Origin of the sequence: Delftia sp. Cs1-4, from assembly GCF_000214395.1 — a bacterium.
Classification (GTDB): domain Bacteria; phylum Pseudomonadota; class Gammaproteobacteria; order Burkholderiales; family Burkholderiaceae_C; genus Comamonas; species Comamonas acidovorans.
This window is the reverse complement of sequence record NC_015563.1, coordinates 4,404,839-4,431,383: the sequence shown is the minus strand read 5'-3', so window position 1 is coordinate 4,431,383 and position 26,545 is coordinate 4,404,839. Positions and strand designations below refer to the sequence as shown.

At 63.9% G+C, this 26,545-nt stretch carries 27 protein-coding genes and 1 tRNA gene; 19 read left to right on the top strand and 9 right to left on the bottom strand.

Going from position 1 to position 26,545, the window contains the following annotated elements:
* The first annotated feature begins 57 nt into the window (after window positions 1–57).
* A complete protein-coding gene (locus DELCS14_RS19335; RefSeq protein WP_013803175.1) occupies window positions 58–960 on the top strand; it encodes an EamA family transporter in 903 nt (300 codons plus the stop codon).
* Window positions 961–1,055: 95 nt separating this feature from the next.
* Here DELCS14_RS19335 and DELCS14_RS19330 read toward each other — a convergent pair whose 3' ends face one another.
* The gene (locus DELCS14_RS19330; protein ID WP_012204689.1) at window positions 1,056–1,841 is read right to left on the bottom strand and encodes a MetQ/NlpA family ABC transporter substrate-binding protein; all 786 of its coding nucleotides are present in this window, start codon (window positions 1,839–1,841) and stop codon (window positions 1,056–1,058) included.
* A 196-nt stretch (window positions 1,842–2,037) separates the two neighbouring features.
* Between DELCS14_RS19330 and DELCS14_RS19325 the strand changes: the two genes are divergently transcribed.
* Window positions 2,038–2,256 (top strand): DUF3820 family protein, encoded by a 219-nt coding sequence (locus DELCS14_RS19325; protein WP_034391884.1) that lies wholly within the window; start codon window positions 2,038–2,040, stop codon window positions 2,254–2,256.
* Between the two features lie 66 nt (window positions 2,257–2,322).
* On the opposite strand, the gene DELCS14_RS19320 is transcribed toward DELCS14_RS19325, so the two are convergent.
* Window positions 2,323–2,901, bottom strand: coding sequence for a hypothetical protein (locus tag DELCS14_RS19320; protein WP_013803173.1), 579 nt, complete (start codon window positions 2,899–2,901; stop codon window positions 2,323–2,325).
* Between the two features lie 255 nt (window positions 2,902–3,156).
* On the bottom strand, window positions 3,157–3,417 hold the full coding sequence (locus DELCS14_RS30785) for a hypothetical protein (protein WP_157158303.1): 261 nt from the start codon (window positions 3,415–3,417) through the stop codon (window positions 3,157–3,159).
* A gap of 784 nt (window positions 3,418–4,201) precedes the next feature.
* Between DELCS14_RS30785 and DELCS14_RS19310 the strand changes: the two genes are divergently transcribed.
* The 10 genes from DELCS14_RS19310 (at window position 4,202) to DELCS14_RS30130 (ending at window position 11,451) form a co-directional block, all read left to right on the top strand.
* A complete protein-coding gene (locus DELCS14_RS19310; RefSeq protein ID WP_083829101.1) occupies window positions 4,202–5,410 on the top strand; it encodes a phage/plasmid replication protein, II/X family in 1,209 nt (402 codons plus the stop codon).
* A gap of 10 nt (window positions 5,411–5,420) precedes the next feature.
* Window positions 5,421–5,804 (top strand): hypothetical protein, encoded by a 384-nt coding sequence (locus DELCS14_RS19305; RefSeq protein WP_043796366.1) that lies wholly within the window; start codon window positions 5,421–5,423, stop codon window positions 5,802–5,804.
* A 2-nt stretch (window positions 5,805–5,806) separates the two neighbouring features.
* Window positions 5,807–6,019, top strand: coding sequence for a hypothetical protein (locus DELCS14_RS19300; RefSeq protein ID WP_043796364.1), 213 nt, complete (start codon window positions 5,807–5,809; stop codon window positions 6,017–6,019).
* Window positions 6,016–6,156 (top strand): hypothetical protein, encoded by a 141-nt coding sequence (locus DELCS14_RS30780; protein WP_013803168.1) that lies wholly within the window; start codon window positions 6,016–6,018, stop codon window positions 6,154–6,156. Before DELCS14_RS19300 ends, DELCS14_RS30780 begins: the two co-directional genes overlap by 4 nt.
* A complete protein-coding gene (locus DELCS14_RS19295) occupies window positions 6,156–6,371 on the top strand; it encodes a hypothetical protein (RefSeq protein ID WP_013803167.1) in 216 nt (71 codons plus the stop codon). The genes DELCS14_RS30780 and DELCS14_RS19295 overlap by 1 nt, the downstream gene beginning before the upstream one ends.
* Window positions 6,372–6,444: 73 nt before the next feature.
* On the top strand, window positions 6,445–6,678 hold the full coding sequence (locus tag DELCS14_RS30775) for a hypothetical protein (protein ID WP_013803166.1): 234 nt from the start codon (window positions 6,445–6,447) through the stop codon (window positions 6,676–6,678).
* Between the two features lie 943 nt (window positions 6,679–7,621).
* Window positions 7,622–8,119: a hypothetical protein gene (locus DELCS14_RS30770; protein ID WP_049801430.1), complete on the top strand. Its 498-nt coding sequence runs from the start codon at window positions 7,622–7,624 to the stop codon at window positions 8,117–8,119.
* A 180-nt stretch (window positions 8,120–8,299) separates the two neighbouring features.
* Window positions 8,300–8,689 carry a DUF2523 family protein gene (locus DELCS14_RS30135; protein WP_013803164.1) on the top strand — a complete coding sequence of 130 codons (390 nt, stop codon included), beginning with the start codon at window positions 8,300–8,302 and terminating at the stop codon, window positions 8,687–8,689.
* Window positions 8,686–10,050 (top strand): zonular occludens toxin domain-containing protein, encoded by a 1,365-nt coding sequence (locus DELCS14_RS19275; protein WP_013803163.1) that lies wholly within the window; start codon window positions 8,686–8,688, stop codon window positions 10,048–10,050. The genes DELCS14_RS30135 and DELCS14_RS19275 overlap by 4 nt, the downstream gene beginning before the upstream one ends.
* A 741-nt stretch (window positions 10,051–10,791) precedes the next feature.
* Window positions 10,792–11,451, top strand: coding sequence for a recombinase family protein (locus DELCS14_RS30130; protein ID WP_228676796.1), 660 nt, complete (start codon window positions 10,792–10,794; stop codon window positions 11,449–11,451).
* Window positions 11,452–11,559: 108 nt separating this feature from the next.
* On the opposite strand, the gene serB is transcribed toward DELCS14_RS30130, so the two are convergent.
* The 3 genes from serB to mfd form a co-directional block, all read right to left on the bottom strand.
* Complete coding sequence (gene serB / locus DELCS14_RS19265; RefSeq protein WP_012204694.1) at window positions 11,560–12,273, bottom strand: phosphoserine phosphatase SerB; 714 nt, start codon at window positions 12,271–12,273, stop codon at window positions 11,560–11,562.
* A 79-nt stretch (window positions 12,274–12,352) separates the two neighbouring features.
* Window positions 12,353–13,018, bottom strand: coding sequence for a hypothetical protein (locus tag DELCS14_RS19260; protein WP_013803160.1), 666 nt, complete (start codon window positions 13,016–13,018; stop codon window positions 12,353–12,355).
* Window positions 13,019–13,035: 17 nt separating this feature from the next.
* Complete coding sequence (gene mfd, locus DELCS14_RS19255; RefSeq protein WP_013803159.1) at window positions 13,036–16,530, bottom strand: transcription-repair coupling factor; 3,495 nt, start codon at window positions 16,528–16,530, stop codon at window positions 13,036–13,038.
* A 161-nt stretch (window positions 16,531–16,691) separates the two neighbouring features.
* Here mfd and ispD point away from each other — a divergent pair, with 161 nt between their 5' ends.
* Complete coding sequence (ispD, locus tag DELCS14_RS19250) at window positions 16,692–17,522, top strand: 2-C-methyl-D-erythritol 4-phosphate cytidylyltransferase (RefSeq protein ID WP_013803158.1); 831 nt, start codon at window positions 16,692–16,694, stop codon at window positions 17,520–17,522.
* A gap of 16 nt (window positions 17,523–17,538) precedes the next feature.
* Window positions 17,539–18,018 (top strand): 2-C-methyl-D-erythritol 2,4-cyclodiphosphate synthase, encoded by a 480-nt coding sequence (gene ispF / locus DELCS14_RS19245; RefSeq protein ID WP_013803157.1) that lies wholly within the window; start codon window positions 17,539–17,541, stop codon window positions 18,016–18,018.
* Window positions 18,019–18,121: 103 nt separating this feature from the next.
* On the opposite strand, the gene DELCS14_RS19240 is transcribed toward ispF, so the two are convergent.
* Entirely contained in the window at window positions 18,122–19,624 is a 1,503-nt protein-coding gene (locus tag DELCS14_RS19240; RefSeq protein ID WP_012204699.1) for an ATP-binding protein, read from the bottom strand.
* 243 nt (window positions 19,625–19,867) lie between these two features.
* A complete protein-coding gene (ompR, locus tag DELCS14_RS19235) occupies window positions 19,868–20,605 on the bottom strand; it encodes a two-component system response regulator OmpR (RefSeq protein ID WP_017404718.1) in 738 nt (245 codons plus the stop codon).
* 305 nt (window positions 20,606–20,910) lie between these two features.
* Here ompR and DELCS14_RS19230 point away from each other — a divergent pair, with 305 nt between their 5' ends.
* Complete coding sequence (locus tag DELCS14_RS19230) at window positions 20,911–21,657, top strand: SIMPL domain-containing protein (protein ID WP_013803156.1); 747 nt, start codon at window positions 20,911–20,913, stop codon at window positions 21,655–21,657.
* A gap of 72 nt (window positions 21,658–21,729) precedes the next feature.
* Here the strand turns inward: DELCS14_RS19230 and DELCS14_RS19225 are convergent, their stop codons facing one another.
* Window positions 21,730–22,524 (bottom strand): 3-hydroxybutyrate dehydrogenase, encoded by a 795-nt coding sequence (locus DELCS14_RS19225; RefSeq protein WP_012204702.1) that lies wholly within the window; start codon window positions 22,522–22,524, stop codon window positions 21,730–21,732.
* A 69-nt stretch (window positions 22,525–22,593) separates the two neighbouring features.
* On the opposite strand from DELCS14_RS19225, the gene DELCS14_RS19220 reads away from it, so the two are divergent.
* From DELCS14_RS19220 to DELCS14_RS19205, 4 genes are all read left to right on the top strand, one after another.
* A complete protein-coding gene (locus DELCS14_RS19220; RefSeq protein ID WP_013803155.1) occupies window positions 22,594–23,601 on the top strand; it encodes an alpha/beta hydrolase in 1,008 nt (335 codons plus the stop codon).
* The gene (locus tag DELCS14_RS19215) at window positions 23,598–25,847 is read left to right on the top strand and encodes a bifunctional (p)ppGpp synthetase/guanosine-3',5'-bis(diphosphate) 3'-pyrophosphohydrolase (protein ID WP_013803154.1); all 2,250 of its coding nucleotides are present in this window, start codon (window positions 23,598–23,600) and stop codon (window positions 25,845–25,847) included. The genes DELCS14_RS19220 and DELCS14_RS19215 overlap by 4 nt, the downstream gene beginning before the upstream one ends.
* 67 nt (window positions 25,848–25,914) lie before the next feature.
* Window positions 25,915–25,991 (top strand) — tRNA-Val (locus tag DELCS14_RS19210).
* Between the two features lie 130 nt (window positions 25,992–26,121).
* Window positions 26,122–26,535, top strand: a complete 414-nt coding sequence (locus DELCS14_RS19205) for a DUF1801 domain-containing protein (RefSeq protein ID WP_013803153.1) — start codon at window positions 26,122–26,124, stop codon at window positions 26,533–26,535.
* The last annotated feature ends 10 nt before the right edge of the window (window positions 26,536–26,545 follow it).

Genomic DNA, 26,545 nt, shown 5'->3' with positions numbered 1-26,545 from the left:
GCGAAGAGGCCCCAAAACGAGCCTTTTGCATCGCTGGCCTGCAATATCGTACGGGCCATGACAACAAACACCACATGGAACCGCGCCTGGCCCCTGCTGGCCGTGCTGGGCTCGGTCACGGCACTGGGCGTGGGCACTTCTCTTGCCAAGCAGCTTTTTCCGGTGCTGGGCGCCCAGGGCACTTCGGCATTGCGCGTGGGCTTTGCCGCGCTGATCCTGGTGGCCATCTGGCGGCCCTGGCGCTGGACGCTGGCCCGCCCCCAGGCCTGGGCGCTGCTGCGTTTCGGCGTGGCGCTGGGCGCCATGAACCTGCTGTTCTACATGGCGCTGCGCACCATTCCCTTTGGACTGGCCGTGGCCATCGAATTCTCCGGTCCGCTGGCCGTGGCCATCTACCACTCGCGCCGGCCGGTGGACTTTGTCTGGCTGGCGCTGGCCGTGGCGGGGCTGGCCCTGATTTTGCCGATAGGGGGCGCCGGCGCGGGCGGATTGGTGCTGGAGCCCGTGGGCATTGCCTGCGCCGTGGGTGCTGCCATCTGCTGGGCGCTGTACATCCTGCTGGGGCAGCGCCTGGGCAGCATTCCCAGCGGCCAGGCCGTGTCGCTGGGCCTGGTGTTCGCCGCCATGGTGGTGGTGCCCTTCGGCGTGGCCGAGGCGGGGGCCAAGCTGCTGCAGCCGTCCATCCTGGCCTTCGGCCTGGTGGTGGCGGCCACCTCCAGCGCCTTGCCCTATACGCTGGAGATGATGGCCCTGCGCCGCCTGCCGCCGGCCACCTTCGGCATTGCCCTGGCCACGGAGCCTGCGATTGCCGCCCTCATGGGCATGCTGCTGCTGCATGAGCACCTGGTGGGGACCCAGTGGCTGGCCATCGCCTGCATCATGGGCGCGGCCATGGGCAGCGCCATCACGCGGCCCGCTGCGGCGGCCAAGGCGCCGGCCGAGGTGACGCCTGCAGGTTGAGTGGCGATACCAGGGAAGGGAATGAAAAAAGCGCTGCCAAGGCAGCGCTTTTTTTGCGGGACAGGATGCAGCCGACCGGCTGCATTCCCTGCGCCTCAGAACGCAGGAACGACAGCGCCCTTGTATTTCTCGAGGATGAACTTCTTCACGTCGGGCGTGTGCAGCGCGTTCATCAGCTTGGCGATGTTGGGATCGTTGGCACGGTCCTGGCGCGAGACCACGATGTTGGTGTAGGGCGAATCGGCGCCTTCGATGAACAGCGCATCCTTGGTGGGATTGAGCTTGGCCTCGATGGCGTAGTTGGTGTTGATCAGGGCCAGGTCCACGTCAGCCAGTGCGCGTGGCAGCAGCGGGGCTTCGAGTTCCTTGAACTTGAGCTTCTTGGGGTTCTTGGCCACGTCCAGCGGCGTGGGGGTCAGGCTCTTGGGGTCCTTGAGCTCGATCAGGCCCTGCTTGGCCAGCAGGATCAGGGCGCGGCCGCCGTTGGAGGGGTCGTTGGGGATGGCGATGGTGGCGCCGTCCTTCAGATCCTTCACGTTCTTGATCTTCTGCGAGTAACCGCCGAAGGGCTCCACGTGGACCTTGCCATTGGGCACGGCCACCAGCGAGGTCTTGCGGTCCTTGTTGTAGCTGTCCAGGTAGGGCTGGTGCTGGAAGAAGTTCACGTCCAGCTGCTTGTCCTCGACGGCCGCATTGGGCTGCACGTAGTCGCTGAATTCCTTGATCTGCAGGTCGATGCCCTGGGCCTTGAGGGCTGGCTTCACATGGTTGAGGATTTCTGCATGGGGCACGGCGGTGGCGCCGACCTTGAGCACGTCGGCGGCCTGGGCCGTCAGGGCCAGCGTGGCAATCGCGATTGCGGAGAGGGCTTTCTTCAACATGACCGGAGGACTTTCTTCAACGGGTTGCAAAAACGCCGCAGGCCCGGTGGAGTGGTTCTGTATCGGGCGGTACGGCAGGCAGGCGCATAGTCTAGTGCGGCGCCAGCGGCCGCAATGAACAATTTTGCTATTTGGTTATAAGGCTGTGGCTTTTTATGCGGATTTTTGCGATGCCGCAGCGCGTACCATCGCCGCCATGGACTCCGAAATGCTGCAAAAGCTGGTGCTGGTGCACATGCCCTATGGCAAGTACAAGGGCCGACTGATCGCCGATCTGCCCGGCAACTATCTGAACTGGTTCGCACGCGAAGGCTTCCCCAAGGGAGAGCTGGGCCAGTTGTTGGCGCTGATGCAGGAGCTGGACCACAACGGCCTGTCGCACCTGCTGCAGCCGCTGCGCGCCGGGCCGCGCTGAAGCAACTGCCCTAAAAAGCAAAAGGCCGCGACGGGCGCGGCCTTTCCGGGGGAAAACGCAGGCGGCTTACTTGGCGGCAGCGCGGGCGGCTTCTGCCTTGGCCTTGGCTTCGTCGGCCTTGCGCTGCAGCTCGGCTGCCTCGGTTTCAGCGGCCTTGGCCTTGGCTTCGGCTTCCTTGGCGGCTGCATCCTTTTCAGGGGTCATGGCGCCGGCCAGCGCATTGCCGGCCATGGAGCCGGCCACGGCGCCCACGGCAGCGGCGCCCAGCGTGCCCATCATGCCGGAGCCACGTGCTGCGGGAGCGGCAGCCGCGCCAGGTGCAGCAGCAGCGGGGGCTGCCGCAGCGGGGGCGGCCCCAGCCGCAGGTGCCGCAGCGGGGGCTGCCCCAGCGGTCGGGGCTGCAGGCGCGGCCGGTGCGGCGGGGGTGGACGGAGTCGCCGCCTTGCTGGCGGTGGGTGCCGCAGGCGCTGCGGGCTGAGCGGGGGCCTTGCCGATCGACGCCGGGCGCACGGACTTGCCGCCGCTGCCCATGCGCTTGGCCTGGGCCAGCGTGGGCACGGTCAGCGATGCAATGGCCAGGGCGATCACGGAGGCAGTGGCGCGGAACGAAGTCTTCACGGAGTTTTTTCCAATCATGGTGGTCATGTACACGGTCGGCGCAGGCGGGCCCGCGCCGTTCGGCGCGCCACAGGCTGCCCATATGCGGGCAAGCCTGCGGCCTTGTGTGTCACATGGGGATGGGGGAGGAGATTCCAAGCACCGGCGCGCGGATGCGCCGGCGTGCAGCCTGCTGTTGTAGGTGGGCCACCCGGCGCTGGGGCGGTGGCCTATGGGGCTGCGTGATGCATTGTAGAAAAGACTGGGGCTTGCCGGAAAAGCAAGCCCACAGAACATTCTCAGCTATTGATTGCGGAGCAGGAGAGTGTCTCTCAGTCTGTCTCGTAGCGGGCTGTCTCTCTCTGCTTCCAATGCTGCAACCGCCATCCACCTGTTGGCATCTTCTCCTAAATCCATAGCAATGTTTCCAGCAAGCATGGGGCTTAGGCGACCTGCCTTCTTGGCGTTCGTGAAGGTGCCAGGTGTGATGTTGTAGTCCCTGCTCCACGCAGATGCGCTCTTCTTTTCGAGCGCTTTTGTCAGTAGTTCCAGAGTGCTGGTCATCTAAAGGCTCCTGTCTGTCAAGCACTTTCCGATTTTGCACGAGTCGTGTAACCGTTGTTATACGAGTCGTGAAAACTGGTAACTTCACGACTCGTCGAATTACACGACTCGTCGAAGGAGCCTAGTAGCTCGGTCGCAGGCAGTGAACCACAGCCGGGCCTACCGCCAGAAGCAGAACAGGCGGCTCCTCATCACAACCCAGGAGCCGCCAGCATGCCTACACCTCGAACCCCGTTACGTCCTCCACCTGGTCAAACAAGCCTGGCCGCGCGCCTGGCGGCTCCCGACCAGGCCGACCAGGTGGAGGGCACCCATCAGCGTGGCTACTTCATGTTCGCGGTGTTGATGTTCCTTATGACTGCATGCGTGCTTGCTGTCGGGCTCATGGAATTTGACTGCGAGCTCGGTCTGCGTCACGGATTCGTCAATCGCAGCTGCTGCATGGTTGGCCGGTGCGACCAATGATCAGCCGCCCCTACACCCACGCGGAACATGCCGCGCGCTGCCGCCTCGCAGCGCAGGCCGGGCACACGCTTCGAGCTCAACACGTCCAGGTCATGCGCCGCGGCGTGCTGTACTGCGCGCAGATCTGCAACGCATGGACCACCCCTGACGGCCAGGACCTCTGGACCGTCGAAACCTCGTTCCCGGAGGCCGCGCGCTTCACAGTGCCTTGCCGTCAGGTGCGCCTGTGCGAGCCCTGCTCGTGCGCTGCGGAGGGCACCGGAGCGGAGGGGGCCCCGCTTGCGGGGGAGGGTCCGCGCCGGGGCCCGGAGGGCGTGACGTGCTTGTAACACGTCACTTTAGTCTCACCGATGAGACTTTTCCTGTTCTGGACGCTGCCGTACCGGGCAACGTTGTCGACCTGGCAGAGCGCCGGGCCGGGCGCGCGGAGTGGTACCCCGCGCCCATCACAAAAGCCCAGCTCGTCGGCTTCTGCGACTGGCTTTCGATCTACCAGCGGCACGCATGCGGTGGCTTGCCGCAGATATCGGACGGTGCGTTCATGCGCATCGACAGCGACGGCCAGGTCGAATCGATCACGCTAAAGAAATCGCGTATCGAAGGCTCATTCGAAACTGCTGTGTTCGTGCGCTGCGACGGCGAAACCGTCTGGTTTGAGGGCAACGTTTCGAAGTGGGGCAGGACCGACAACGTGTTCGGTTACTCGTTCATGCAGTGCCTGCAGATCATCAACCGCCTGTTGCTCTCGCTGGGCCTGCCTCCGTTCACCGAAGGTGAAAAGTTCATCACGAACTTCAAGGGCGAGCCTCGCACATGCTGGACCGGCGCCATCGTCACCCGCGTCGATGTGACCCAGAACTGGAGCGTGGGCGGCAAGGAAAACGCCTACCACTTCATGCGCTACCTGCAGAGCCAACAGGCGAGCCGTCTGAAGACCGGCACCTACGGCGACGGCGAGACCGTTGACTTCGGTCGGGGCTCCCGCCGTGTCTATTTCAAGGCCTATCTCAAGGGTCCGGAACTGCGCCGCCATGCGGGCCGCGTCGCTGATTCCTCCACGTTCGAAAAGGCCCCCGTCGATCCATATGTCCTGCAGCTTGCCGACTGGTGCGATGCCGTTGGCTTGGTGCGTGTGGAGATGACTTTCAAGGCAACCAAGCTGCACGACATGGGCTGCCACTTCCTCGGGGGATTCGACATGAAGCAAATCGAGATGGAGTTCGAGCAGCGCTGCGAAGTGCTCACGCGCGCCTGCGCTGACGTGGACGAGTTGTCCGAGCTGCCCAAGGCTTTGTTGTCCACCTATCGCATGTGGCAGGCCGGCGACGACCTGACCACCAAGCTGAGCCGCGCCACCTTCTACAGGCATCGGCGCGAGCTCCTTCCGTACGGGGTCGATATCGCCATCAAAAGCAACGTCGTCCCTTTGAAAACGAGGACCCGGGTAATCAAGCTCGGCCCGGTGTCCATGCCTGACTGGTACGAGCTACCGCCACCCGAAAGGAATCGAAATGGCACTCATGGTTGAAGTTGTGGGAATGAAAGCCTTCAAGGGCTTTGTGAACGGAGAGGGCATCAACAGCGGCACCGTGTACGCACGCGTGAAGCTGGACGACCGCTACAACAAGCCGGGCGAGAACTTCAAGGGCGGCTATGCCGTCGAGGACTGGAAGATGCCCGACGCGGATGCTGTGTTTCGCATGCAGCACATCCCACTGCCCTTCGTTGCCGAGCTCGAAGTCGAGCGCGTCAGCAACGGCAAAGAGTCCCGTGAAGTCGTCATCGGTGTGCGGCCCGTGGAGACCCTCGCGCAGGCCCCTGCACGCCCTGCTGCAGCGGATGCTGTGGCACCGGCTGTGGCTCGCTCCGACACCCCCGCACAGGCCCGTCAGCAGGCTCCAGCAATGAAGGCTGCAGCGTAGCCATGGACGCTCTCACTCATGACCAGTTTCAACAGCTCATCGCGGGCCTGTTTTTTATCGCGGTCGCGGGGGGCATCTGCGGTGCTGTGGTGCTCAGCGCATTCGTGCATGTCGCTTTTCGCTGCGTCCTCTTGATTGGTCGCTATTTCGACCGCCGTGACCGCATCGCGGCCGCTCGCCAGCGTGCCGATTTTTCTTCAGGAGTAGAGCCATGAGTACCTATGTCTGCTATGGCTGCGGATCGTTTTTCGACACCGAGCAGGAGGAGGGCTCCGACGAAGTTGCTTGTACAGAGTGCGGCTCCATCGATACGGACTCCCAGCATGACTACGAAGACTTCGTGGGTAGCTGATGTCTGGCTACTTCGTCTGTCTCCAGCCTGAAATCCCCTGCCAGGCCGTGCACCAGGTCGCGGTAACCGAGGTCACTTTGCAGGACCTCGCCGCGCTGGGCATCACGCCCGGCAGTGTGTCTGCAGCCGTGGGTCTCGGCTTCGGTCTTGTCTTCGCACTCGCAATGCTCGGCTTCGGCCTCGGCGTCGCCTTGCGCATGGTTCGCAGGTTCTGAGATTGCAGGCCAGAGCCCTGCGGCTCTGGGGTGCAAGTTCGCACCTTTTCAACCAACCTTTCAAGGAAAAATCATGTTCCAACAAACACGAGCAATTGCTCGCAAATTCGGCGCCAAGGCTGTTGCTGCAACTGGCATGGCCATGGCCGTCACTGCCTCGCATGCCGCTGGTATGGATGACCTGTTCGATGCTGTGGACGTCTCCAGCGTTGCGACGAAGGTCACTGCTCTGGCTGTCGTCATCGTCGGCATCGCCCTGGTCATGAAGGGCCCCTCGGTCGTCAAGCGCATCATCGCCAAAATCTAACAGGCGTTAGTCATGTTGGTCGTCGCCCTGGTCGTCGCTGTTCATGCCGCTTTTGCGCTGATCGGCGCGATCGGGGCGATTTGTTTTTTCATGCTTGCGAGAATCTGATGCGAAAACTAATTCGTGCCATTATTGGATTAATAGCAATATTGGTTTTCAATTCATCTTTTGCAGCAATCCCAAAAGATACAGTTTATTTTACGTCGCACCCATTTTCCGGCCCTGAAATTTCTGGGAGCTCGGCAACTGATGTGTGTAATACATGGATGTCTATATTTACGTGGCCACCGCATTGGGTCCGGGACCCCGTATCTATCGATAGCGCTAGTTCTCAATGCTTGTGGAAATACACTAGGCCAGACGGGTCGCGTGATCAATATACGCAGTATTTCGGAAAGCGTCTGCAATGCACTGCAATGCACTGCGAACTCTGCAGCTCAGGGTAACGAATGCGTCTGTAAGTCCGGATTTATGGAGTCTGGTAATCGTTGTATTCCTGAGGCGCCGAAGGGTTGCCCTGCAGGACAGCATGAGGAGGGCGGCGCTTGTGTCCCTGATCAATGCAAGCCAGGGGAAAAGCGCGTAAATGGTCAGTGCGTTCCTGATAACAAATGCGAGGCGGGAAATAAAACAAACATGCTTATTCAAATCGGCTGGGCACGTTATCACGCTGGTACGAGTGGGCAATATCAGTTAGATGGTGGTGGATCAGCTACGCCTACGGGGCCTATCAAGCCGCCTCCTGGCAACTATTGCGACGGTAGTTGTAGTTACTCTGGTGGTGACTGGCAGGGTTATGTTGATAATGATACGGTTAGTTCTCAAGGATTTAACGCCATCCTTGCAGACATCGAATACACATCAACCGGCTCTGAGTGCTCAACAAAAAGCGATACCTCTCCACCTGCATCCCCACAATGTCAAGGCGCAGTGGGGCAGGTAAATGGACATACAACCTGTATTCCTGGTGGCGATAATAACGGCGGCAATAACGGTGGAGATAACGGCGGTAATAACGGCGGAAATACTGGTGGTGGCACAGGTGGCGGCACTGGCGGGGGGACAGGAGGTGGCACAGGAGGTGGCACTGGCGGGGGCACAGGGGGCGGCACAGGTGGTGGCACAGGAGGTGGGGATGGCGGAGGCACTGGCGGCGGCAACGGGGGCGGCACGGGCGGGGGTACCGGTGGGGGAACTGGCGGGGGCACAGGGGGCGGCACAGGCGGCGGGAATGGAGACGGTGAGGGAGAGTGCAAAGGCTCTGATTGCGATGACAATAACGGCCCCTCTCTACCGGGCAAACCTGGGTTTGGCAAATATGGCGCGCCAGAGCAGCCAAAACTATATGAGCGCAAATACAAAGATGGTCCATCTGGCGTGTGGAAATCTAAGATGGATGAAATCAAGTCATCTCGTATTTCTGGACTCGTCGGCGACTTGATGCCCAAAGTATCGGACGGTGGTACACCTCCGGTCTGGACGATGGATTTTGACTTCGGGCAGGGTTGGAATTTCGGAGTTCACGATATATCTCCTCCCGCTTGGCTTTGGGGAGTACTTAGAGCAATCACCATACTTTCTGCCTTACTGCTTGCTCGTCGCTTGATATTCGGGGGGTGATATGCTCAATTGGCTCAAAACCACTATTGCTAATTTTGTCGAATGGCTGAAATCCACATGGACGGATTTTGTCGACTGGATCACAGAAACAATTACCACGTTGGTAAAGTTTTTCTCCGATCTTGTCGTTAATATTTTTAAAGCGACTTGGGATGTGCTCACAGACCTTATATCTTGGGCGATAGAACAATTGCTCGGTCTTGTGGTATCCGCTGTTAATGCTCTTGATTTGGGTGGGCTGCAAGGGTTTGCGTCTGGCTCGGGATTGCCCGAAGAAATCCTCAATGTCATGGCCCTGTGTGGTGTGGGATCTGCGGTGGCCATCATCACTACGGCTATCGGCATCCGCATCGCACTCCAGCTCATTCCGTTCACAAGGCTCGGTTCATGATCAATGCACTTGAGGGTATCCCTGGCTCTGGCAAAAGTTATGAGGCCGTGGCCTATCACGTCCTTCCCGCACTTCGTTCCGGTCGCAAGGTCATCACGAACCTGCCGCTCAACATCGATTCCTTTGCGGCCATAGACCCTGCCTGGCGCGATCTGATCGAGGTTCGGACCAGGCCGGCGCCGCGGATCGGCGACTGGAACGCCGCCAACATTGCTGAGCATGAGGCATTCAGGCTGTGGACCGACCGCGAGCCCGAGCCCCAGCCCGAAAACATCTTCACGTTTGGGAGCGTCTGGGACTACTACAGCACATGGCGCGGCGATAAGGATCAAGGCCCGCTGTACGTCATCGACGAATGCCACGTCGCACTCCCAAAGATCGGCACGCCTGACGCTGTTGTGCAGTGGTTTAAGCTGCACCGGCACTACAACGCCGAAGTGCTGTTGATGACGCAATCGTTCCGCGACATCAACCAGCCGATTGCCCAGCTCGTCGCGACAATGATCAAGTGCCGCAAGGCCGACATCCTGGGCAATGCAGATGAGTACATCCGCAAGGTGCATGCGGGCTATCGTGGCGCAGTCATCCAGACAGACCGGCGCAAGTACGAATCCAAGTACTTCGGGCTCTACAAGAGCAACACCCAAAGCAGCGGCAGCGCTGAATCGAAAGCTCAGGACGTCTCGCCCATGATCGTGAAGTTCAAGCGCTTCACGCGGCTATTTTGGGTCTTTGCCATCGCTTACATGGTCTACGCGTTTTGGCCCCAGGACGACACAAGCGTATGGGGTCACAAGACCGCGCCTGCAGCCAAAAGATCCACTGCGGCCGTACCCGTGCAGGTCCATCATGCCCCGACCGCGCCACAGGCCCAGCAAGGCCCCGCCCAGGGCGCACAGCAGCCTGCAGGCACGGCGGCAACCTCAACTGCACCCGAGGTCAAAGACCCTCTGTTTGGCAAGCTGCTGCACATGACTGGCGACCTCAGTAAGCAGGGCAGGGACCAGATCACATTTGTTGTCAGTAGTGAGGGGCGCCGCGTGTTCGACCTGACAAGCGACGACCTGGTGCAAGCTGGCTACAAGGTCCACCGGCTGGCGAACTGCATGGCGACGGTCACATATCAAAGCGTGGTACGGCCAGTCACTTGCGATGCTCCGTACACGGCCAGTGGGAGGGGGGATAAGCCGGTGGTCATTGACACATCGACCGGCGTTCGCAGCGATCGGCCGACACAAACGCTAGCGGCGCCGCTCCAGCAGGCCCCCCAGCTCGTCGCGCAGCAGGCGACTCAGCATGAGGGCTACAGCGCTGCACTCGCGCGCCGCAATGCTCAGGTGAGATCTGTGTTGACAGATTGATTCTGTTACAACCCTGTCTATGCAACTCAAAGCAGCGACAGTATTTCTATTTTTCCTTCTGATTAGCTCGGCTAATGCTCAGGTGTATCGATGTGGCAATACATATAGCAACCAACCGTGTAAAGGCGCGAAGGAGGTCGATACATCGCCCGCCTTGGCAGATCCCAGAGGTGCACAAACCAAAGAGATATTTTTGTGTCGTGCTGCACCGGGACGGCTGTATTGGAATCATGAACATTGCTCTGCTCGAGGGTGGACTGTCGAACGGATCGCAAGGGTTCCTCTGGCTGCTTCGTGGGATGATCAGGTCGAGATGGCTCGTAGCCAAAAACGCAATGCGGAATCGCTGGCCAGCGCGCCCTACTCATCCGGTTCTTCGAGTTCAGAAGCACCGTCGAATAGATCAGCCTGCCAGCAGCTCGATGAGCGCATCAAGTGGCTGGATGGCTTGGCGCGAGTTGACAGCAGACCCTGGATTACCGAAGAGCGCCGTCTTTCGAGAGACAAGCAATTCAGGCTACGCTGCTGAGGGGTATGGGGCATCGCCCCATGTCAACACTTGCCGCGCAACATGCCCGGCTCCATCGTCCACCAGGTCGAAACCGCGCCTGGCCCGCGCTTCCAGATTTCGACCAGGTCGAACACATCGCCCAGCCGCAGCCCTCGCAAGCCGAGGCGTTTCGCGCGTTGGCAAAACCCTCGCAAACTGACCAAGCCTGCTGCGTGCCCTGAGAAACGGTATTGCTGCAGGCATTCTCATTTTCACAAAATACGCTAGGAGAACGTATGCGTTATGGGTATGCGCGAGTCAGCACCCTGGATCAAGACACATCAATGCAGGCGAGTGCACTTGTCGCGGCACGGTGTCATGAGGTTATTCAGGAAAAACGATCAGCGGTGAAGCACAGGCCCGAACTCGAAGCTCTATTGCTGCGTCTTCGTCGTGGTGATGAACTCGTTGTTTACAAGCTGGATCGGCTCGCTCGTAGTCTGCGCGATTTGATCCGCATCATTGAGCATGTTCAGGGAGTAGGAGCCAGGCTTCGCAGCCTCACAGAGCCCGTCGACGTGAAGACTTCAATGGGGCGGATGATGCTGCAGGTCCTTGGCGCTGTTGCAGAGTTTGAGCGGAGCTTGATTCGAGAGCGGTGCATGGCCGGGCAGCTTGAGGCAATCAAGAAGGGCAAGACCCTTGGCCGGCCGCCGAGCATTCCTTTGCAGGATGCAAACGAGATCATCCAGCTTGCTGATTCCGGTATTCCACAGCGGGCTATTGCAGAGGCCTATGGCGTCAGCCCGTCCAGTGTCTTCCGCTTGCACGCAGAGGCGACGGGCCGCAAACCTCGCAGATATGGCCAACTCAGACAGTTGGTCTATAACAACTTAAAACCCACTCTCTGAGTGGGTTTTTGAGTGCTTTTAATGGCTTTAGCTATCAATTTTGATTGCTTCAAAAGCCATTGATTGCGGAGCGGCGCAGCGGCCTGCGCCCGCCGCTGCCACCCGTTTTCAGCGCAGGACTTCCAGCAGGCGGTCCAGGCCGCCTTCGGTGATGGAGACCTTGGCTTCGTTGCGCACGCGCGGCTTGGCGTGGTAGGCCACGGACAGGCCTGCGACCTGCATCATGGGAATGTCGTTGCTGCCGTCGCCCACGGCGATGCACTGGTCGGGGCGAATGCCCAGCAGCGAGGCGACTTCCAGCAGGGTGCGGCGCTTTTCGGCGCCGTCGCAGATGTCGCCCCAGGGCTGCTCGATCAGGCCGCCGGTCAGCGCGCCGTCACGCATCTCCAGCACGTTGGCACGCACGAAGTCGATGCCCAGCATGCCGCGCACATGTTCGGCAAAGTAGGTGAAGCCGCCCGAGACCAGCAGCACCTTCAGGCCCGCAGCCTGGGCTGCGCGCACCAGGGTTTCGGCGCCCGGGGAGAGCTTCAGGCGCTCGGCCAGCACGCGGGCCATGTCGGCCTCGGTCACGCCGACGAGCTTGCCCACGCGCTGGCGCAGGCTGTCCTTGAAGTCGGTGATCTCGCCGCGCATGGTGGCTTCGGTGATGGCCGAGACCTCGGCCTTCTTGCCGGTGGCGTCGGCGATCTCGTCGATGCACTCGATGGTGATCAGCGTCGAGTCCATGTCGAACGCGATGAGCTTGTAGTCGGCCAGCTTCAGCGGAGGCTGGATGCCGCGGATCAGCAGTCCGGGCGCGAATTCGGTGACATCGGTCATGGGTGGGGCAGCAAAAAGGGGACGGGCCGCCGGGCTGGCGGGAAACAGGCGCAAATCATATCCAGTGGCGGGCCTGCCGTCAGGCTGCGGGCGGCTGGCGCAGGTAGATGGCGTCCGACCAGGTGGCCAGCCATTGGGGGCGAAACACCACGAAGATGGCGGTGACCATGCCGGTGACCACGGCATCTCCCCAGGCCATGAGCCAGCGCGCGATGCGCGACAGATCCTCGTTGACGCCGGGCAGGGCGTGGCCCGCCGCCTGGGCCAGCAGGGCCGAGATGAAAACGCACAGTACCGTGCCCGCAAAGCCGCGCGCGAGGATGTAGACAAAGATCTGGTGCGGCAGCCAGCGCCGCAGCGCTGCGCCCCAGAGCATGGCCAGCGTGGCCGGCACGATGCCCTGCCAGACCGAGATGCCCAGGGCATCGCCCCAGCCCAGGGCCGGCGACAGCAGGGCCGCCAGGCCACCCACAACGAGCAGCAGCGGCACGGCCAGAGGCCAGCCCAGCATGAGCACCACCAGCGGCGCCGAGGACCACTGCAGTTGCAGCGGCATGCGGTGCAGCGTGGGCAGGGCCCAGATCCAGGGCAGCAGCACGAGCACGCCCAGCAGCGGCGTGACCAGGGGCGAGGCCATGCGGTCCTGCGGGCCGCCCGGACCCGGGCGGCCGGCCAGCATGCGCCAGGGGCGCAGCCACAGCGCGGTGGCCAGGGCCAGCAGGGCGATGCTCGCTTCGAGGAACATGGCTGGAACGACGCGTTCTATGCGGGCTGGGCCGCCTTCGCCTCCACCAGCGGCTGGCCCAGGCTGCGCAGCACGTCGCGCACCATCTGGGCACGGTCCTTGGGGTTGTCCAGGGCACGCTCGATGCGCAGCTTCTCGTTGCCGGCCAGCTTGATGTGCTTGTTCTTCTGGATGAGGTGGATGATGGCCATCGGGTCCACGGGCGGCTGGGGCTTGAAGGTGATGTTGATGACGCCGGGCGCCGCATCCACCTTGACCACGCCGTAGGGCTGGGACAGCACGCGCAGGCGGTGCACGTCGATCAGCGTCTGCGCCTGGGGCGGCAGCTTGCCGAAGCGGTCCACGATTTCTTCGAGCAGGGTGTCGATCTGGTCGCTGGTGCGGGCCGTGGCCAGTTTCTTGTAGAAGGACAGGCGCAGGTGCACGTCGCCGCAGTAGTCGTTGGGCAGCAGGGCCGGCGCGTGCAGGTTGATGTCGGTGGAGGCCGACAGCGGGCTGAGCAGATCGGGCTCCTTGCCGGCCTTGAGGCTGCGCACCGCCTCGGACAGCATCTCGTTGTAGAGCTGGAAGCCCACCTCCATCATGTTGCCGCTCTGGTTCTCGCCCAGCACCTCGCCGGCGCCGCGGATCTCCAGGTCGTGCATGGCCAGGTAGAAGCCCGAGCCCAGTTCCTCCATCTGCTGGATGGCCTCCAGCCGCTGCTGCGCCTGCTTGGTCAGGCTGTCCAGGTCGGGCACCATCAGGTAGGCATAGGCCTGGTGGTGGCTGCGGCCCACGCGGCCGCGCAGCTGGTGCAGCTGGGCCAGACCGAACTTGTCGGCGCGGCTGATGAGGATGGTGTTGGAGCTGGGCACGTCGATGCCGGTCTCGATGATGGTCGAGCACAGCAGGATGTTGTAGCGCTGGGCCACGAAGTCGCGCATCACGCGTTCGAGCTCGCGCTCTGGCATCTGGCCGTGGGCCACGGCAATGCGTGCCTCGGGCAGGATTTCCTCGAGCTTTTGCTTGCGGTTCTCGATGGTCTCGACCTCGTTGTGCAGGAAGTAGCACTGGCCGCCGCGCTTGAGCTCGCGCAGCACGGCCTCGCGGATCACGCCCGTGCCCTCGTTGCGCACAAAGGTCTTGATGGCCAGGCGCCGCTGTGGCGCGGTGGCGATGACGGACAGGTCGCGCAGGCCTTCCAGCGCCATGCCCATGGTGCGCGGGATGGGCGTGGCCGTCAGCGTGAGCACGTCCACCTCGGCGCGCATGGCCTTCATGGCTTCCTTGTGGCGCACGCCGAAGCGGTGCTCCTCGTCGATGATCAGCAGGCCCAGGTTCTTGAACTGCGTGGACTCGGACAGCAGCTTGTGCGTGCCCACGACGATGTCCACCGAGCCGTCGGCAATGCCCTTGACGGCCGCCGTGATCTCCTTGCCCGAGCGAAAGCGCGAGACTTCGGCCACCTTGATCGGCCACTTGGAGAAGCGGTCCACCAGGGTCTGGTAATGCTGCTCGGCCAGCAGCGTGGTGGGCGCGAGAAAGGCCACCTGCTTGCCGCCCGTGATGGCCACGAAGGCCGCGCGCAGGGCCACCTCGGTCTTGCCGAAGCCCACGTCGCCGCAGACCAGGCGGTCCATGGGCTGGGGGCTGATCATGTCCTGGATCACGGCGTGGATGGCGGCGCGCTGGTCCGCCGTTTCCTCGAAGCCGAAGTCGTTGGCGAACTGCTCGTAGTCCTGGGGCGAGTAGCGGAAGGCATGGCCCTGGCGTGCGGCGCGGCGCGCATAGATGTTCAGCAGCTCGGCTGCCGAGTCGCGCACCTGCTCGGCCGCCTTGCGCTTGGCCTTTTCCCACTGCGTGCCGCCGAGCTTGTGCAGCGGCGCGTCCTCGGGCGAGACGCCCGTGTAGCGGCTGATCAGCTGCAACTGGCTGACAGGCACGTAGAGCACGGCGTTGCCCGCGTACTCCAGGTGCAGGAACTCCTGCACGGCCGGCGTGCCGTCAGGGTTCTTCTGGCCCATGTCCATGTTGACCAGGCCCTGGTAGCGGCCGATGCCGTGGTCCGAATGCACCACGGGGTCGCCCACCTTGAGTTCGGACAGGTCCTTGATCAGCGCCTCCACATCGCTGACCTGCTCCTGGCGGCGGCGCCTGCGGCCCGTGGGGCTGGTGGCGAACAGCTCCGTCTCGGTGACGAAGTCCAGGCCTTCCTCCACCCAGGCAAAGCCGTTCATCAGGCCGGCCGTGGCAATGCCCACCTTCTCGCCCGCATCGCCCTGGAACTCGGCCAGCGAGTCGAAGACCGGCGGGTTCACGCCCGAGGCGCGGAAGAAGTCCAGCAGGCTTTCGCGCCGGCCATCGGACTCGGCCAGCAGCAGGATGCGGTGGGCGCTGGTGGCAATGTGCCTTTGCAGGCGCGCCAGCGGGTCTTCCGCGCCGCGCACCACGGACAGGTCCTCCAGCTTCTGGAAGATTGCGCTGTCGGCCACGTCCTCGGTGCCTGGGCGCAGCGCGAGCTGGGCGTGCTCCTTGGCGCGCGTGTAGAACTGGTCGGCGGACAGGAACAGCACCTCGGGCGGCAGGGCCGGGCGCTCGGGGTCGCCCTGCACCAGGCGGAAGCGCTCCTTGGTGTCCTGCCAAAAGCGCTGGAAGGCCGGCTCCAGGTCGCCATGCATCACCACGGTGGCATCGGCGCCCAGGTAGTCGAACACGGTGGCCGTTTCGTCGAAGAACAGCGGCAGGTAGTACTCGATGCCGGCCGTGGCAATGCCTTGGCCCATGTCCTTGTAGATGCGGCTGCGCGTGGGATCGCCCTCCAGCAGCTCGCGCCAGCGCTGGCGGAACTTGGCGCGTGCGTCCTCGTCCATGGGGAACTCGCGGCCGGGCAGCAGGCGTACCTCGGGCACGGGGTAGAGGCTGCGCTGGGTGTCGGGGTCGAAGGTGCGGATGGAGTCGATCTCGTCGTCGAACAGATCCACGCGGTAGGGCTGCAGCGAGCCCATGGGAAACAGGTCGATCAGGCCGCCGCGCACCGCGTACTCGCCGTGGCTGACCACCTGGGAGACATGCTGGTAGCCGGCCAGGGTCAGCTGGGCCTTGAGTTTGGCCTCATCCAGCTTCTGGCCGCTCTTGAACTCGAAGGTGTAGCCGGCCAGGAAGGAGGGCGGCGCCAGCCGGTACAGCGCCGTGGTGGCGGGCACCAGCACCACGTCGGCGCCATGCTCCTTGTCGCGCTGGTTGATGCGCCACAGCGTGGCCAGGCGCTCGCTGATCAGGTCCTGGTGGGGAGAGAAGCTGTCGTAGGGCAGGGTCTCCCAGTCGGGGAACAGCGCGCAGCGCAGGCCCGGGGCGAAGAAGGCCATCTCGTCGATCAGCCGCTGGGCATCCGAGGCGTCGGCCGTGACGATGGCCGTCACCCGGCCTGCAGCCTTCTCGCGCTCGCCCAGGCGGGCCAGCAGCAGGGCGTCGGCGCTGCCCACGGGGCGGGGCAGGGTGAAGCGTTTTCCGGGAGTGAGCTTGGGCAGTTCCATGGTGCTTGGACGTGGGCGCCGCAGCGCCTGGGCGAAGTAACGACAAAACCCCTCGGCACGCGCAGAGGGGTATCGAACCATTTTAGCCAGCACGCATGGCGGCCATGCAGGCATGCCCGCATGTCCATGGTGGCGCATGGCCGTCACTACAATGCGCCACCATGACAGATCTGCTTGCGGCGGCTGCGCCCGCATCCCTGGAGCCGGCCCGCCTGTGGGCCTTGATCCCCTGTGCGGGCACGGGCTCGCGCGCCATCGCGCCCGATGCGCCTGCGCCTGAACTGCCCAAGCAATACCACCTGGTGGCCGGTGCGCCCATGGTGGCGCACACGCTGGCCGCCTTTGCGGGCGCAGCGCGCGTGCACCATACCCTGGTGGTGATCGCGCCTGGCGATGATTTCTGGCGCCAGGGCCTGCCGGGCCCGTCGCCCACGCGCTACTCCACGGCGGCCTGCGGCGGCGCCACGCGGGCCGAATCCGTGACCAACGGCCTGAAGGAGCTGCTGGCGCGCGGTGCGAGCGCGCACGACTGGGTGCTGGTGCACGACGCCGCGCGCTGCCTGGTGACGCCCGAACTGATCGATGCCCTGATCGACGCCTGCGAGCACGATGCCGTGGGCGGCCTGCTGGCGCACAAGCTGCCCGACACGCTCAAGACGGCCGTGACCGGGCCTGGCGGCGTGCGCGTGGCGGGCACGGTGGACCGCAGCGACAAATGGCTGGCGCAGACGCCGCAGATGTTTCGCATCGCGCCGCTGCTCGACGCCCTGGAGCACGCGGGATCGGCCGTGACCGACGAGGCCAGCGCCATGGAGGCCGTGGGCCAGCGCCCGCGCCTGGTGCCCGGCGGCGCGCAGAACTTCAAGGTCACCTATCCCGACGACTTTGCGCTGGCTGCCGCCGTGCTGTCGCAGCGCGCGCATGGCGCGACGCTGGAACGCTACCGGGGCAAGCGCGACCAGCCGCAGGCGTCGGGCAATCCGTTTTTCTGAACCTGGAATGTTTCACATGAATTTTCGTATTGGCGAGGGCTGGGACGTGCATGCCCTGGTGCCCGGGCGCAAGCTGATCCTGGGCGGCATCGAGGTACCGCATGAGCTGGGCCTGCTGGGCCATTCCGATGCCGACGTGCTGCTGCACGCCATCACCGATGCGCTGCTGGGCGGCGCGGCGCTGGGCGACATCGGCCGGCATTTCCCCGACACCGACCCCGAATTCCGTGGCGCCGATTCGCTGGTGCTGCTGGTGGAGGCGGCGCGCCGCGTGCGCGCCACGGGCCTGGAGATTGGCAACATCGACAGCACCATCATTGCCCAGGCTCCCAAGCTGGCGCCGCACATTCCTGCCATGCGCGAGCGCATCGCCACGGCGCTGGGCCTGGCGCTGGACCAGGTCAACGTCAAGGCCAAGACGGCCGAGAAGCTCGGGCCCGTGGGCCAGCAACAGGCCATGGAGGCGCGCGCCGCCGCCTTGCTGTTCCGCGCCTGACCAGCGGGGTGCCATCCCCATGGCAAAAGGCCCCGGCGATCGGTCAATGATCGCCGGGGCCTTTGTATCTGCCGAACGTATCTGACGAACGCGCGCTGCGGGCTCAGTCCTCTCCGTCCAGGGCGCCGTCCTGCGCACGCGGAGGCAACTGGCGCTTGATCTGCGGGCGCTGCAGACGCTGCTCGGGCTCGGCACCCTTGGCCACGCCCGAGGCACGCTGCAACTGCACATGGGCGACCAGCCCGCCCGTGGAGGAGTTGGACAGCGCAAACACGCCGCCCATGCGCTGCACCGTCTTGTCCACGATGGACAGGCCCAGGCCTGCGCCCGCTGCGGCTGTGCGCGCGGAGTCGCCACGGAAGAAGGGCTGGGTCAGGCTGGCCAGCTGCTCGGGCGGCACGCCACGGCCATGGTCGCGGATGCGAATCACGACCCAGCTTTCGCGCTCCGATGCCGTCACGTCCACGTGGGTGGTTTCGGTCTCGGGCGTCTTGCCGTAGCGGCGAGCGTTCTCGAACAGGTTGGAGATCACGCGCGCCAGTTCCACCTCGTCGGCCAGCACATAGACGCCTTCGGGCACGGCCATGCTGATCTGCAGCTCGCGGTGGTCCTGCACCGCATAGACGCAGGAAGACACCACGGCATGCAGGTTGACCGGGTTGAGGGTCACATGGTCGGGGCGGGCGTAGTCCAGGAATTTGTCGATGGTGGCGTCAAGCTGCACGATGTCGGCCACCATGTGCTCGCGCGCCACGTCGTCCACCACGCTCATCTCGGTCTCCAGCCGCAGGCGGGCCAGTGGCGTGCGCAGGTCGTGGGAGATGCCAGCCAGCATCACCGCACGGTCCTGCTCCAGCTGGGCGAGTTTCTGCGCCATGCGGTTGAAGCCGATATTGACCTCGCGGATCTCGCTGGTGACGGCTTCCTCGTCGAGCTGGCTGGCGTCGAAGTCGCCATCTCGCACGCGGTTGGCCGCATAGCTCAACTGCTTGAGCGGCCGGTTGATCAGGCGCGCGATGGCTGCCGCCCCCGCCAGGGACAGCAGGCCGGCCGTAATCAGCCAGATCAGCCAGGTGCGCCCGCTGGCCGGCGTGAAGCGCGAGCGGTCCATCAGCAGCCAGGTGCGGTCGCCATTGATGGTGAAGCCCACCCACAGCCCCGGTTCGCCATTGACGCTGCGCGCCACGATGGTGCCGTAGCCCAGGCGGCGTGTGAGCTCCTCGGTCAGGCGCTTGCCCAGCGTGCTCTGGTCCAGCAGCTCGAAGCTGTCACCAGGCTCGCGCGGCAGAATGCGCACGCCTTCCTGATCGGCCATGGTCTTGATCAGAGAGACGCGGTTGATGGCATCCGAATGCACCAGGGCCGCGCGGCTGAGGTTGACCAGCGAGGCGATCTGCTGGGCAGTGTGCAGCGTGCGCGGCTCGAACTCGAAGGCGCGCAGCGTCTGCAGCCACGCCAGGATGCTGCCCACCAGCAACAGGGCCAGCAGGCAGAAGGTACGCCAGAAAAGATTGAGTCCCAGCGGAGAGCGCGCAGTCATGCGCCGCTCGTAGTCGAGCGGCGCAGGGCTGGTGGCGTCGTGGGGCGGGACGGTGAAGGAACTCATGGAATGCGGTTCGTCATTCTAGGGGCCGGCTGCGAGATTACGCCTGTGCCGGCCAGCCTGCGTTACCGGTTGTCTCGGTCGACAGGGTGAGGTTTTGGCGCTGCGCATTGTCAACGGCACATAAAACGTTACGGCCCCAGCCCAGGGACGCCGAGCAAGAGCCGCCTCGCGGCGAGGGCGTCGTCCCCCTCCCGCGGAGCGAGAGAGGGGGAAGGCGCGCAGCGCCTCATGGGGTGATGCATTTCAGTTCGCGCCATCGGGTACGAACACGTAGCCCACACCCCAGACCGTCTGGATATAGCGCGGTGCGGCGGCATCTTCCTCGATCAGCTTGCGCAGGCGCGAGACCTGCACGTCCAGGCTGCGGTCGAAGGGCTCGAACTCGCGGCCGCGCGCCAGCAGGGCCAGCTTCTCGCGCGACAGCGGCTGGCGCGGGTGGCGCACCAGGGCCTTGAGCATGGCGAATTCGCCCGTGGTCAGCGGCAGTTCCTCGCCGTTCTTTTGCAGCACGCGCGTGCCCAGGTCGAAGGTGAAGGGGCCGAAGCTCACCACCTCGTTGTCGCCGGAAGGCGCGCCCGGCGCTTCCTGCGGCGGGCGGCGGCGCAGCACGGCATGGATGCGCGCCAGCAGTTCGCGGGGGTTGAAGGGCTTGCCCAGGTAGTCGTCGGCGCCCACTTCCAGGCCCACGATGCGGTCCACATCCTCGCCCTTGGCGGTCAGCATGATGATGGGCGTGCGGTCATTGGCCGAGCGCAGGCGGCGGCAGATGGACAGGCCATCCTCGCCGGGCATCATCAGGTCAAGCACGATCAGGTCCACTGTTTCGCGCAGCAGGATGCGGTTCAGTGCCTTGCCATCTTCGGCAATCATGATCTCGAAGCCTTCCTGCGTCAGGTAGCGGCGCAGCAGGTCGCGGATGCGCGCATCGTCATCCACCACCAGGATCTTGTCGGTGCGGTTGGTCGTAGTGGCCATGTTCATCCTCGGTCGGTCATTTGTAACAGCCGCCATTGTTACCAGCTTGCGCTAAAAAGTCTGGTCAAAACCCCGAACTTTTGCCGTGTGTTACAGATGTTGCGTTTAAATTTAGAACGGAAAATGTGTCTTTAGAATATTTAACTATGGGTTCACCGCATTGATGCATTTATCGTTGCAATAATGTTGTGAATGACGGAGCGAATAGGCCTGAACGGCTCCACACCTGTCACCATCTGGCGGCATGCCGTAGCGAAAGGGCGGCATGCAGTTGTATCCCTGAACTACCTTTCATTTCAAAGGGTGAACGCATGAGCAAGCTTTCCAAACAGCTGTCCCGCCCCTGGGTCAAGTCCGTGGTCGCGGCCACTGCGCTGGTCTGTGCCAGCGGTGCCTGGGCGCAGAACGCCGCCTCGGCGCAGGCACAGCCGGCCAATGTGGTGCAGTTGTCTGCAGAAGGCTCGGTGGATGTGGTGCAGGACCTGCTGACCGCCACCTTGTCGGCCACGCGCGAAGGGCGCGATGCGGCCACGGTCCAGTCCCAGCTGCAGAAAGTGGTCGAGGCCGCCATGGCAGTGACCAAGCGCAGCGCCCAGTCGGGCCAGATGGATGTGAGCACCGGCAGCTTCGGCATCTATCCGCGCTATGGCAAGGACAACAAGGTGGAAGGCTGGCAGGGCCGCGCCGAGATTCTTCTGCAGGGCCGCGACTTCGCGCGCATCACGCAGACGGCGGCCCAGGTGCAGGACATGACGCTGTCGCAAGTAGGCTTCGGCCTGTCGCGCGAGGCCCGTGAAAAGGTCGAGGGCGAGGCCCAGGCCAAGGCCATCGAGCAGTTCAAGCAGCGTGCCACCACGCTGTCCAAGAGCTTCGGCTTTGCCAACTACAGCCTGCGCGAGGTCAACGTGAGCAGCAGCGATACCTCGGTGCCCATGCCGCGTCCGCGCATGATGGCCATGTCCGCCAAGGCCGCCGGCGCGGAAATGGATGCCGTGTCCGTGGAAGCGGGCAAGGCGCAGGTGATGGTCCACGTGTCGGGCTCGGTGCAGATGTACTGACCGGGTGACCCATCCATGAAAAAAGGAGCGCCGTGGCGCTCCTTTTTTGGCAGTGGTTCTATCTGGCCGCGATTACTGCGCAGCCCAGCCGCCATCCATGTTCCAGGCCACGCCGCGCACGTTGGCGGCAGCGGGCGAGCAGAAGAACACGGCCAGCTCGCCAAGCTCCTCGGGCGTGGTGAACTGCATCGAGGGTTCCTTTTCGCCCAGCAGCAGCTTCTTGGCTTCTTCATTGCTGATGCCGTGCTGCTCGGCCTTGGCGTCCACCTGCTTTTGCACCAGCGGCGTCAGCACCCAGCCGGGGCAGATGGCATTGCAGGTGATGCCGGAGGTGGCGTTCTCCAGGGCCGTGACCTTGGTCAGCCCGACAATGCCGTGCTTGGCCGCCACATAGGCGGACTTCTGCGCCGAGCCCACCAGGCCGTGCACCGAAGCCACGTTGATGATGCGGCCCCAGCCCTTGCCGCCATCGGCCGCCTGCATCATGGGCAGGACCAGGCGCGAGGTGTGGAAGGCGCTGGACAGGTTGATGGCGATGATGGAATCCCAGCGCTCGGGCGGGAAGTCTTCCACGCGCGCCACGTGCTGGATGCCGGCATTGTTCACGAGGATGTCGATCTGGCCGAAATTGCGCACGCTGTACTGGACCATGTCCTCGATGTCTGCCACGCGGCTCATGTCGGCACCGTGGTAGGCGACCTGGGCGCCGGCGGCCTGGCCTGCGGCCAGCACTTCGGCACGGGGGCCGTCCACATCGCCGAAACCATTGAGCACGATATTGGCGCCCTGGCGGGCCAGCGCCTTCGCGATCCCGAGGCCGATTCCGCTGGTCGAACCGGTCACGAGGGCGGTCTTGCCTTTCAACATAGAGAGTCTCCGAATGAATGTACGATGCAACACAGCCATTATCGGCGCCGGCTCCGCGAATGCGTTTCCATGAATCATCCTACGCTGAACTACGTATCCTGCCCGGCAGTTGCCGGGCGTGCCTCACCCTGGAGCCGTACTGCCAGCCCGGCTGCTCAAGAGAATGCGTCGCACCGCATGGCCTATTGGGAATGGAATCGCACCGGCGATCCGAACCATCCCCATGTCGTGGTCTGCGTGCACGGCCTGTCGCGCCAGGGGCGTGACTTCGACGTGCTGGCCGAGCGGCTCAGCGAACGCGCCCGCGTGATCTGCCCCGATGTGGTCGGGCGTGGCGAAAGCGACTGGCTGCAGGATCCGGCCGCCTACCAGGTGCCTCTTTACGCAGCCGACATGCTGGCCTTGCTGGCCCAGGTGCATGCGCAGGCGCCTGTCGAACAATTGGATTGGGTGGGCACCAGCATGGGCGGGCTGATCGGCATGGCGCTTGCGGGCCAGCCGGGCCTGCCGCTGCCGGCGCCCATCCGCAGGCTGGTGCTCAACGATGTGGGACCTGTCATCGAGTGGTCTGCCCTGGAGCGCATAGGTCAGTACCTGGGCAAGGGCGTGCATTTTGAAAATCTTGAACAGGCTGCCCATGCGCTGCTCTTGATTTCCGAAGGCTTCGGCCCACATAGCGAAGGGCAATGGTTGCGATTGACGCGACCTATGATGCGGCCGGCCGCCGATGGCGGCCTGGTATTGCACTATGACCCTCAGATTGCAGTGTCCCTGCAGCAGATTACGCCCGAGATGGCCCAGGCCGGCGAAGCGCTGCTGTGGCAGCTGTATGACCAGATCAAGGCACGCGTCTTGCTAGTTCGTGGTGCGCAGTCCGATCTGCTGACTGCGGCCACGGCGCAGGCCATGGCGCAGCGCGGCCCGAAGGCGCATTGCGTGGAATTTGAAGGGGTGGGGCATGCGCCCACCTTCGTCGCAGCAGGACAGGTGGCCTTGCTGTGCCGGTTCTTATGGGGAGAAGAGCGCTTGCCAAGCACCATGAATCTTGCCGAGCAGGCCAGGGAGAGTGACGAATGAAGACCGCCAGCAGCGAGGCCGCCGTGCAGGCGCCTTCGCCCGCCGCAGCCGCGCCGGGCCAGGTGCCGGCGGTTCTGCCGCACCTGATCACGGCCACGTCGCAGACCCTGCCCGAACAGGTCAACGCGCTGGCCCGCGCGCGCAGCTTTGCCGAGCCGCTGATCGCCACCGAGACCATGGAGTCCGGCGAGAACACGATGGCCCATGCCGATGCAGTGGCCGCCATCCTCAAGACCATCGGTGGCTCCGAAACGATGCAGGCGGCGATCTATCTGGTGCATGCCAGCGTGCACCTGAATCGTCCGCAGGAAGTGATCGCCAAGGCTTTTGGCGAGAATTTCGCCACCCTGGCCGTGGAAACCAACAAGCTCATGCGCGTGCAGCAGCAGGCGCGCGGCGCCGAGCTGGGCGGTCAGTATCTGGACGATGAGGCCACGCAGACCGAGAACGTGCGCAAGATGCTGCTGGGCTTCTCGCGCGATCTGCGCGTCGTGCTGCTGCGGCTGGCCTCGCGCCTGCAGACGCTGCGCTACTACGCGGCCAGCAAGCGCCCGGTCTCTCCCGGCATTGCGCGCGAGGCGCTGACGGTGTTCGCGCCGCTGGCCAACCGCCTGGGCATCTGGCAGATCAAGTGGGAGCTGGAAGATCTGTCCCTGCGCTTCCTGGAGCCCGAGACCTACCGCGAAGTGGCCCGCCTGCTCGATGAAAAGCGCGTGGAGCGCGAGGCCTACATGGAGCAGATGCGGGCACGGCTGGAGGCCGACCTGCGCGCGCACAGCATCAGCGCCACCGTGCAGGGCCGGCCCAAGCACATCTACAGCATCGTCAAGAAGATGCGCGGCAAGTCGCTGAACTTCGACCAGGTCTTCGACATCCGCGCCATGCGTGTCGTCGTGCCCACGATCAAGGACTGCTACGCCACCCTGTCCTGGGTGCATGAGCAGTTCACGCCCATAGAGGCGGAATTCGACGACTACATCGCCAAGCCCAAGCCCAACGGCTACCAGTCGCTGCACACCGTGGTGCGCGACGAGACGGGCCGTGCCATCGAGATCCAGATCCGCACCCAGGCCATGCACGACCATGCCGAGCACGGCGTGGCCGCCCACTGGGCCTACAAGGAGGCAGGCACCAAGGGCTATGCGGGCGTCACCGCCAGCAGCGAGTACGACGCCAAGATCGCCGTGCTGCGCCAGCTGCTGGCCTGGGGCAGCGACCTGGCGGGTGCGCACCATCGCGGCCTGTTCGAGGACCGCATCTACGTGCTCACCCCCGACGCGGCCGTCATCGAGCTGCCGCAGGGTGCAACGCCGGTGGACTTTGCCTACTCGGTGCACACGAGCCTGGGTCACCGCTGCCGTGGCGCGCGCGTGGACGGCGCCATGGTGCCCCTGAACACGCCGCTGCAAAACGGCCAGACCGTGGAAATCACCACGGTCAAGGAGGGGCGCCCCTCGCGCGACTGGCTCAACGCCGACCTCGGCTACCTGACCAGCAACCGCGCCAAGGCCAAGGTGCGCGCCTGGTTCAATGCCCAGGCCACGCACGAGACCGTGGCGCGCGGCCGCGAGGCCGTCGAGAAGCTGCTGCAGCGTGAGGGCAAGACCGCCGTCAAGCTGGAGGAGCTGGCGGTGCAGCTGGGCTTCAAGTCGGCAGATGCGCTGTTCGAGGTCGTCGGCAAGGACGAGTACTCGCTGCGCAATATCGAGACCGTGCTGCGTCCCGCCGAGGTGGAGGAAGAACCCGAGGAATTCACCCTCGTGCGCAAGGCGCGCGGCACGGACTCGCCCAAGGGCGGCGTGCTGGTCGTTGGCGTGGACTCGCTGATGACCCAGCTGGCAAAGTGCTGCAAGCCTGCGCCGCCGGACGACATCCGAGGCTTCGTCACACGCGGCAAGGGCGTGAGCGTGCACCGCTCCGACTGCTCCAACTTCCGCGAGATGGCGGCGCGCAATTCCGAGCGCGTGATCGACGTGGCCTGGGGCCAGCCCAAGGCGGCCACCGTGGCCTCGGCCGTCTACCCGGTCGATGTGTCCGTGGAGGCAGCCGACCGGCAGGGCCTGCTGCGCGATATCTCGGAAGTCTTTGCGCGCGAAAAGACCAATGTCATTGGCGTGCAGACCCAGTCCGTCAAGGGAACGGCCTGGATGACCTTCACCGTGGAGGTGGCCGATTCGGGTCGCCTGAGCAAGGTGCTGGGCATCGTGGCCGCCGTGGCGGGCGTGCGTTCGGCGCGGCGGCGTTGAGCATGTTCAGGCATTTTTGCCTGGACGCTGAAAAAGCCGTGCTAGAATCGCTTTCTCGAACAAACACAGGCGCGTAGCTCAGCTGGTTAGAGCACCACCTTGACATGGTGGGGGTCGTTGGTTCGAGTCCAATCGCGCCTACCAATTTTCCATTGCCAGATGGAATGCAAAAAGCCTTCTGATCACTCAGAAGGCTTTTTTGTTTGTGCGTTCTCCCTGTGGTCTTGCCTTGGCCTGTCTTGTGATCGAACATGCATCACTTTGGGAGACATGGATGATCAAGACAGTTTCGCCCGAGGCGGCCGCGTCGGCCAGCGTATTGATCAACCAGCGCATTGCCGAGCTGGGCGACTGGCGCGGCGAGGTGCTGGCGCATATGCGCCGGCTCATCGTGCAAGCGCTTCCGGACGTGGCGGAAGAGTGGAAATGGTCGGTGCCGGTCTGGTCGTGCAGCGGCATTCTGTGCACGAGCGAGGCCTACAAATCGGCCGTGAAGCTCACCTTTCCCAAAGGCGCATCGCTGGCCGACCCGCAGCACCTGTTCAACGCCAGCCTTGACGGCAAGGTGCGCCGTGCCATCGATATCCGCGAGGGCGAGGAGATCGATGCGCAAGCGTTCAAGGACTTGGTGCGCGAGGCAGCCGCCCTCAACGAGGCGGCTGCCAGGAAGAGGTCGCCGAAAGGATGAAGGTCCGCGC

Bases quoted from the DNA above. Each gene is read 5' to 3' on its own strand.
- DELCS14_RS30770 (WP_049801430.1), top strand. From the start codon at position 7,622: ATGGACATACAACCTGTATTCCTGGTGGCGATAATAACGGCGGCAATA.
- DELCS14_RS19230 (WP_013803156.1), top strand. From the start codon at position 20,911: ATGAGCAAGCTTTCCAAACAGCTGTCCCGCCCCTGGGTCAAGTCCGTG.
- DELCS14_RS30785 (WP_157158303.1), bottom strand. From the start codon at position 3,417: ATGACCAGCACTCTGGAACTACTGACAAAAGCGCTCGAAAAGAAGAGC.
- DELCS14_RS30135 (WP_013803164.1), top strand. From the start codon at position 8,300: ATGCTCAATTGGCTCAAAACCACTATTGCTAATTTTGTCGAATGGCTG.
- DELCS14_RS19240 (WP_012204699.1), bottom strand. From the start codon at position 19,624: ATGAGTTCCTTCACCGTCCCGCCCCACGACGCCACCAGCCCTGCGCCG.
- ispF (WP_013803157.1), top strand. From the start codon at position 17,539: ATGAATTTTCGTATTGGCGAGGGCTGGGACGTGCATGCCCTGGTGCCC.
- DELCS14_RS19295 (WP_013803167.1), top strand. From the start codon at position 6,156: ATGTCTGGCTACTTCGTCTGTCTCCAGCCTGAAATCCCCTGCCAGGCC.
- DELCS14_RS19275 (WP_013803163.1), top strand. From the start codon at position 8,686: ATGATCAATGCACTTGAGGGTATCCCTGGCTCTGGCAAAAGTTATGAG.
- serB (WP_012204694.1), bottom strand. From the start codon at position 12,273: ATGACCGATGTCACCGAATTCGCGCCCGGACTGCTGATCCGCGGCATC.
- DELCS14_RS19325 (WP_034391884.1), top strand. From the start codon at position 2,038: ATGGACTCCGAAATGCTGCAAAAGCTGGTGCTGGTGCACATGCCCTAT.
- DELCS14_RS19335 (WP_013803175.1), top strand. From the start codon at position 58: ATGACAACAAACACCACATGGAACCGCGCCTGGCCCCTGCTGGCCGTG.
- DELCS14_RS19300 (WP_043796364.1), top strand. From the start codon at position 5,807: ATGGACGCTCTCACTCATGACCAGTTTCAACAGCTCATCGCGGGCCTG.
- DELCS14_RS30775 (WP_013803166.1), top strand. From the start codon at position 6,445: ATGTTCCAACAAACACGAGCAATTGCTCGCAAATTCGGCGCCAAGGCT.
- DELCS14_RS19330 (WP_012204689.1), bottom strand. From the start codon at position 1,841: ATGTTGAAGAAAGCCCTCTCCGCAATCGCGATTGCCACGCTGGCCCTG.
- DELCS14_RS19260 (WP_013803160.1), bottom strand. From the start codon at position 13,018: ATGTTCCTCGAAGCGAGCATCGCCCTGCTGGCCCTGGCCACCGCGCTG.
- DELCS14_RS19220 (WP_013803155.1), top strand. From the start codon at position 22,594: ATGAATCATCCTACGCTGAACTACGTATCCTGCCCGGCAGTTGCCGGG.
- DELCS14_RS19320 (WP_013803173.1), bottom strand. From the start codon at position 2,901: ATGACCACCATGATTGGAAAAAACTCCGTGAAGACTTCGTTCCGCGCC.
- DELCS14_RS19215 (WP_013803154.1), top strand. From the start codon at position 23,598: ATGAAGACCGCCAGCAGCGAGGCCGCCGTGCAGGCGCCTTCGCCCGCC.
- DELCS14_RS19225 (WP_012204702.1), bottom strand. From the start codon at position 22,524: ATGTTGAAAGGCAAGACCGCCCTCGTGACCGGTTCGACCAGCGGAATC.
- ompR (WP_017404718.1), bottom strand. From the start codon at position 20,605: ATGAACATGGCCACTACGACCAACCGCACCGACAAGATCCTGGTGGTG.
- DELCS14_RS19205 (WP_013803153.1), top strand. From the start codon at position 26,122: ATGATCAAGACAGTTTCGCCCGAGGCGGCCGCGTCGGCCAGCGTATTG.
- mfd (WP_013803159.1), bottom strand. From the start codon at position 16,530: ATGGAACTGCCCAAGCTCACTCCCGGAAAACGCTTCACCCTGCCCCGC.
- ispD (WP_013803158.1), top strand. From the start codon at position 16,692: ATGACAGATCTGCTTGCGGCGGCTGCGCCCGCATCCCTGGAGCCGGCC.
- DELCS14_RS19305 (WP_043796366.1), top strand. From the start codon at position 5,421: ATGAAAGCCTTCAAGGGCTTTGTGAACGGAGAGGGCATCAACAGCGGC.
- DELCS14_RS30780 (WP_013803168.1), top strand. From the start codon at position 6,016: ATGAGTACCTATGTCTGCTATGGCTGCGGATCGTTTTTCGACACCGAG.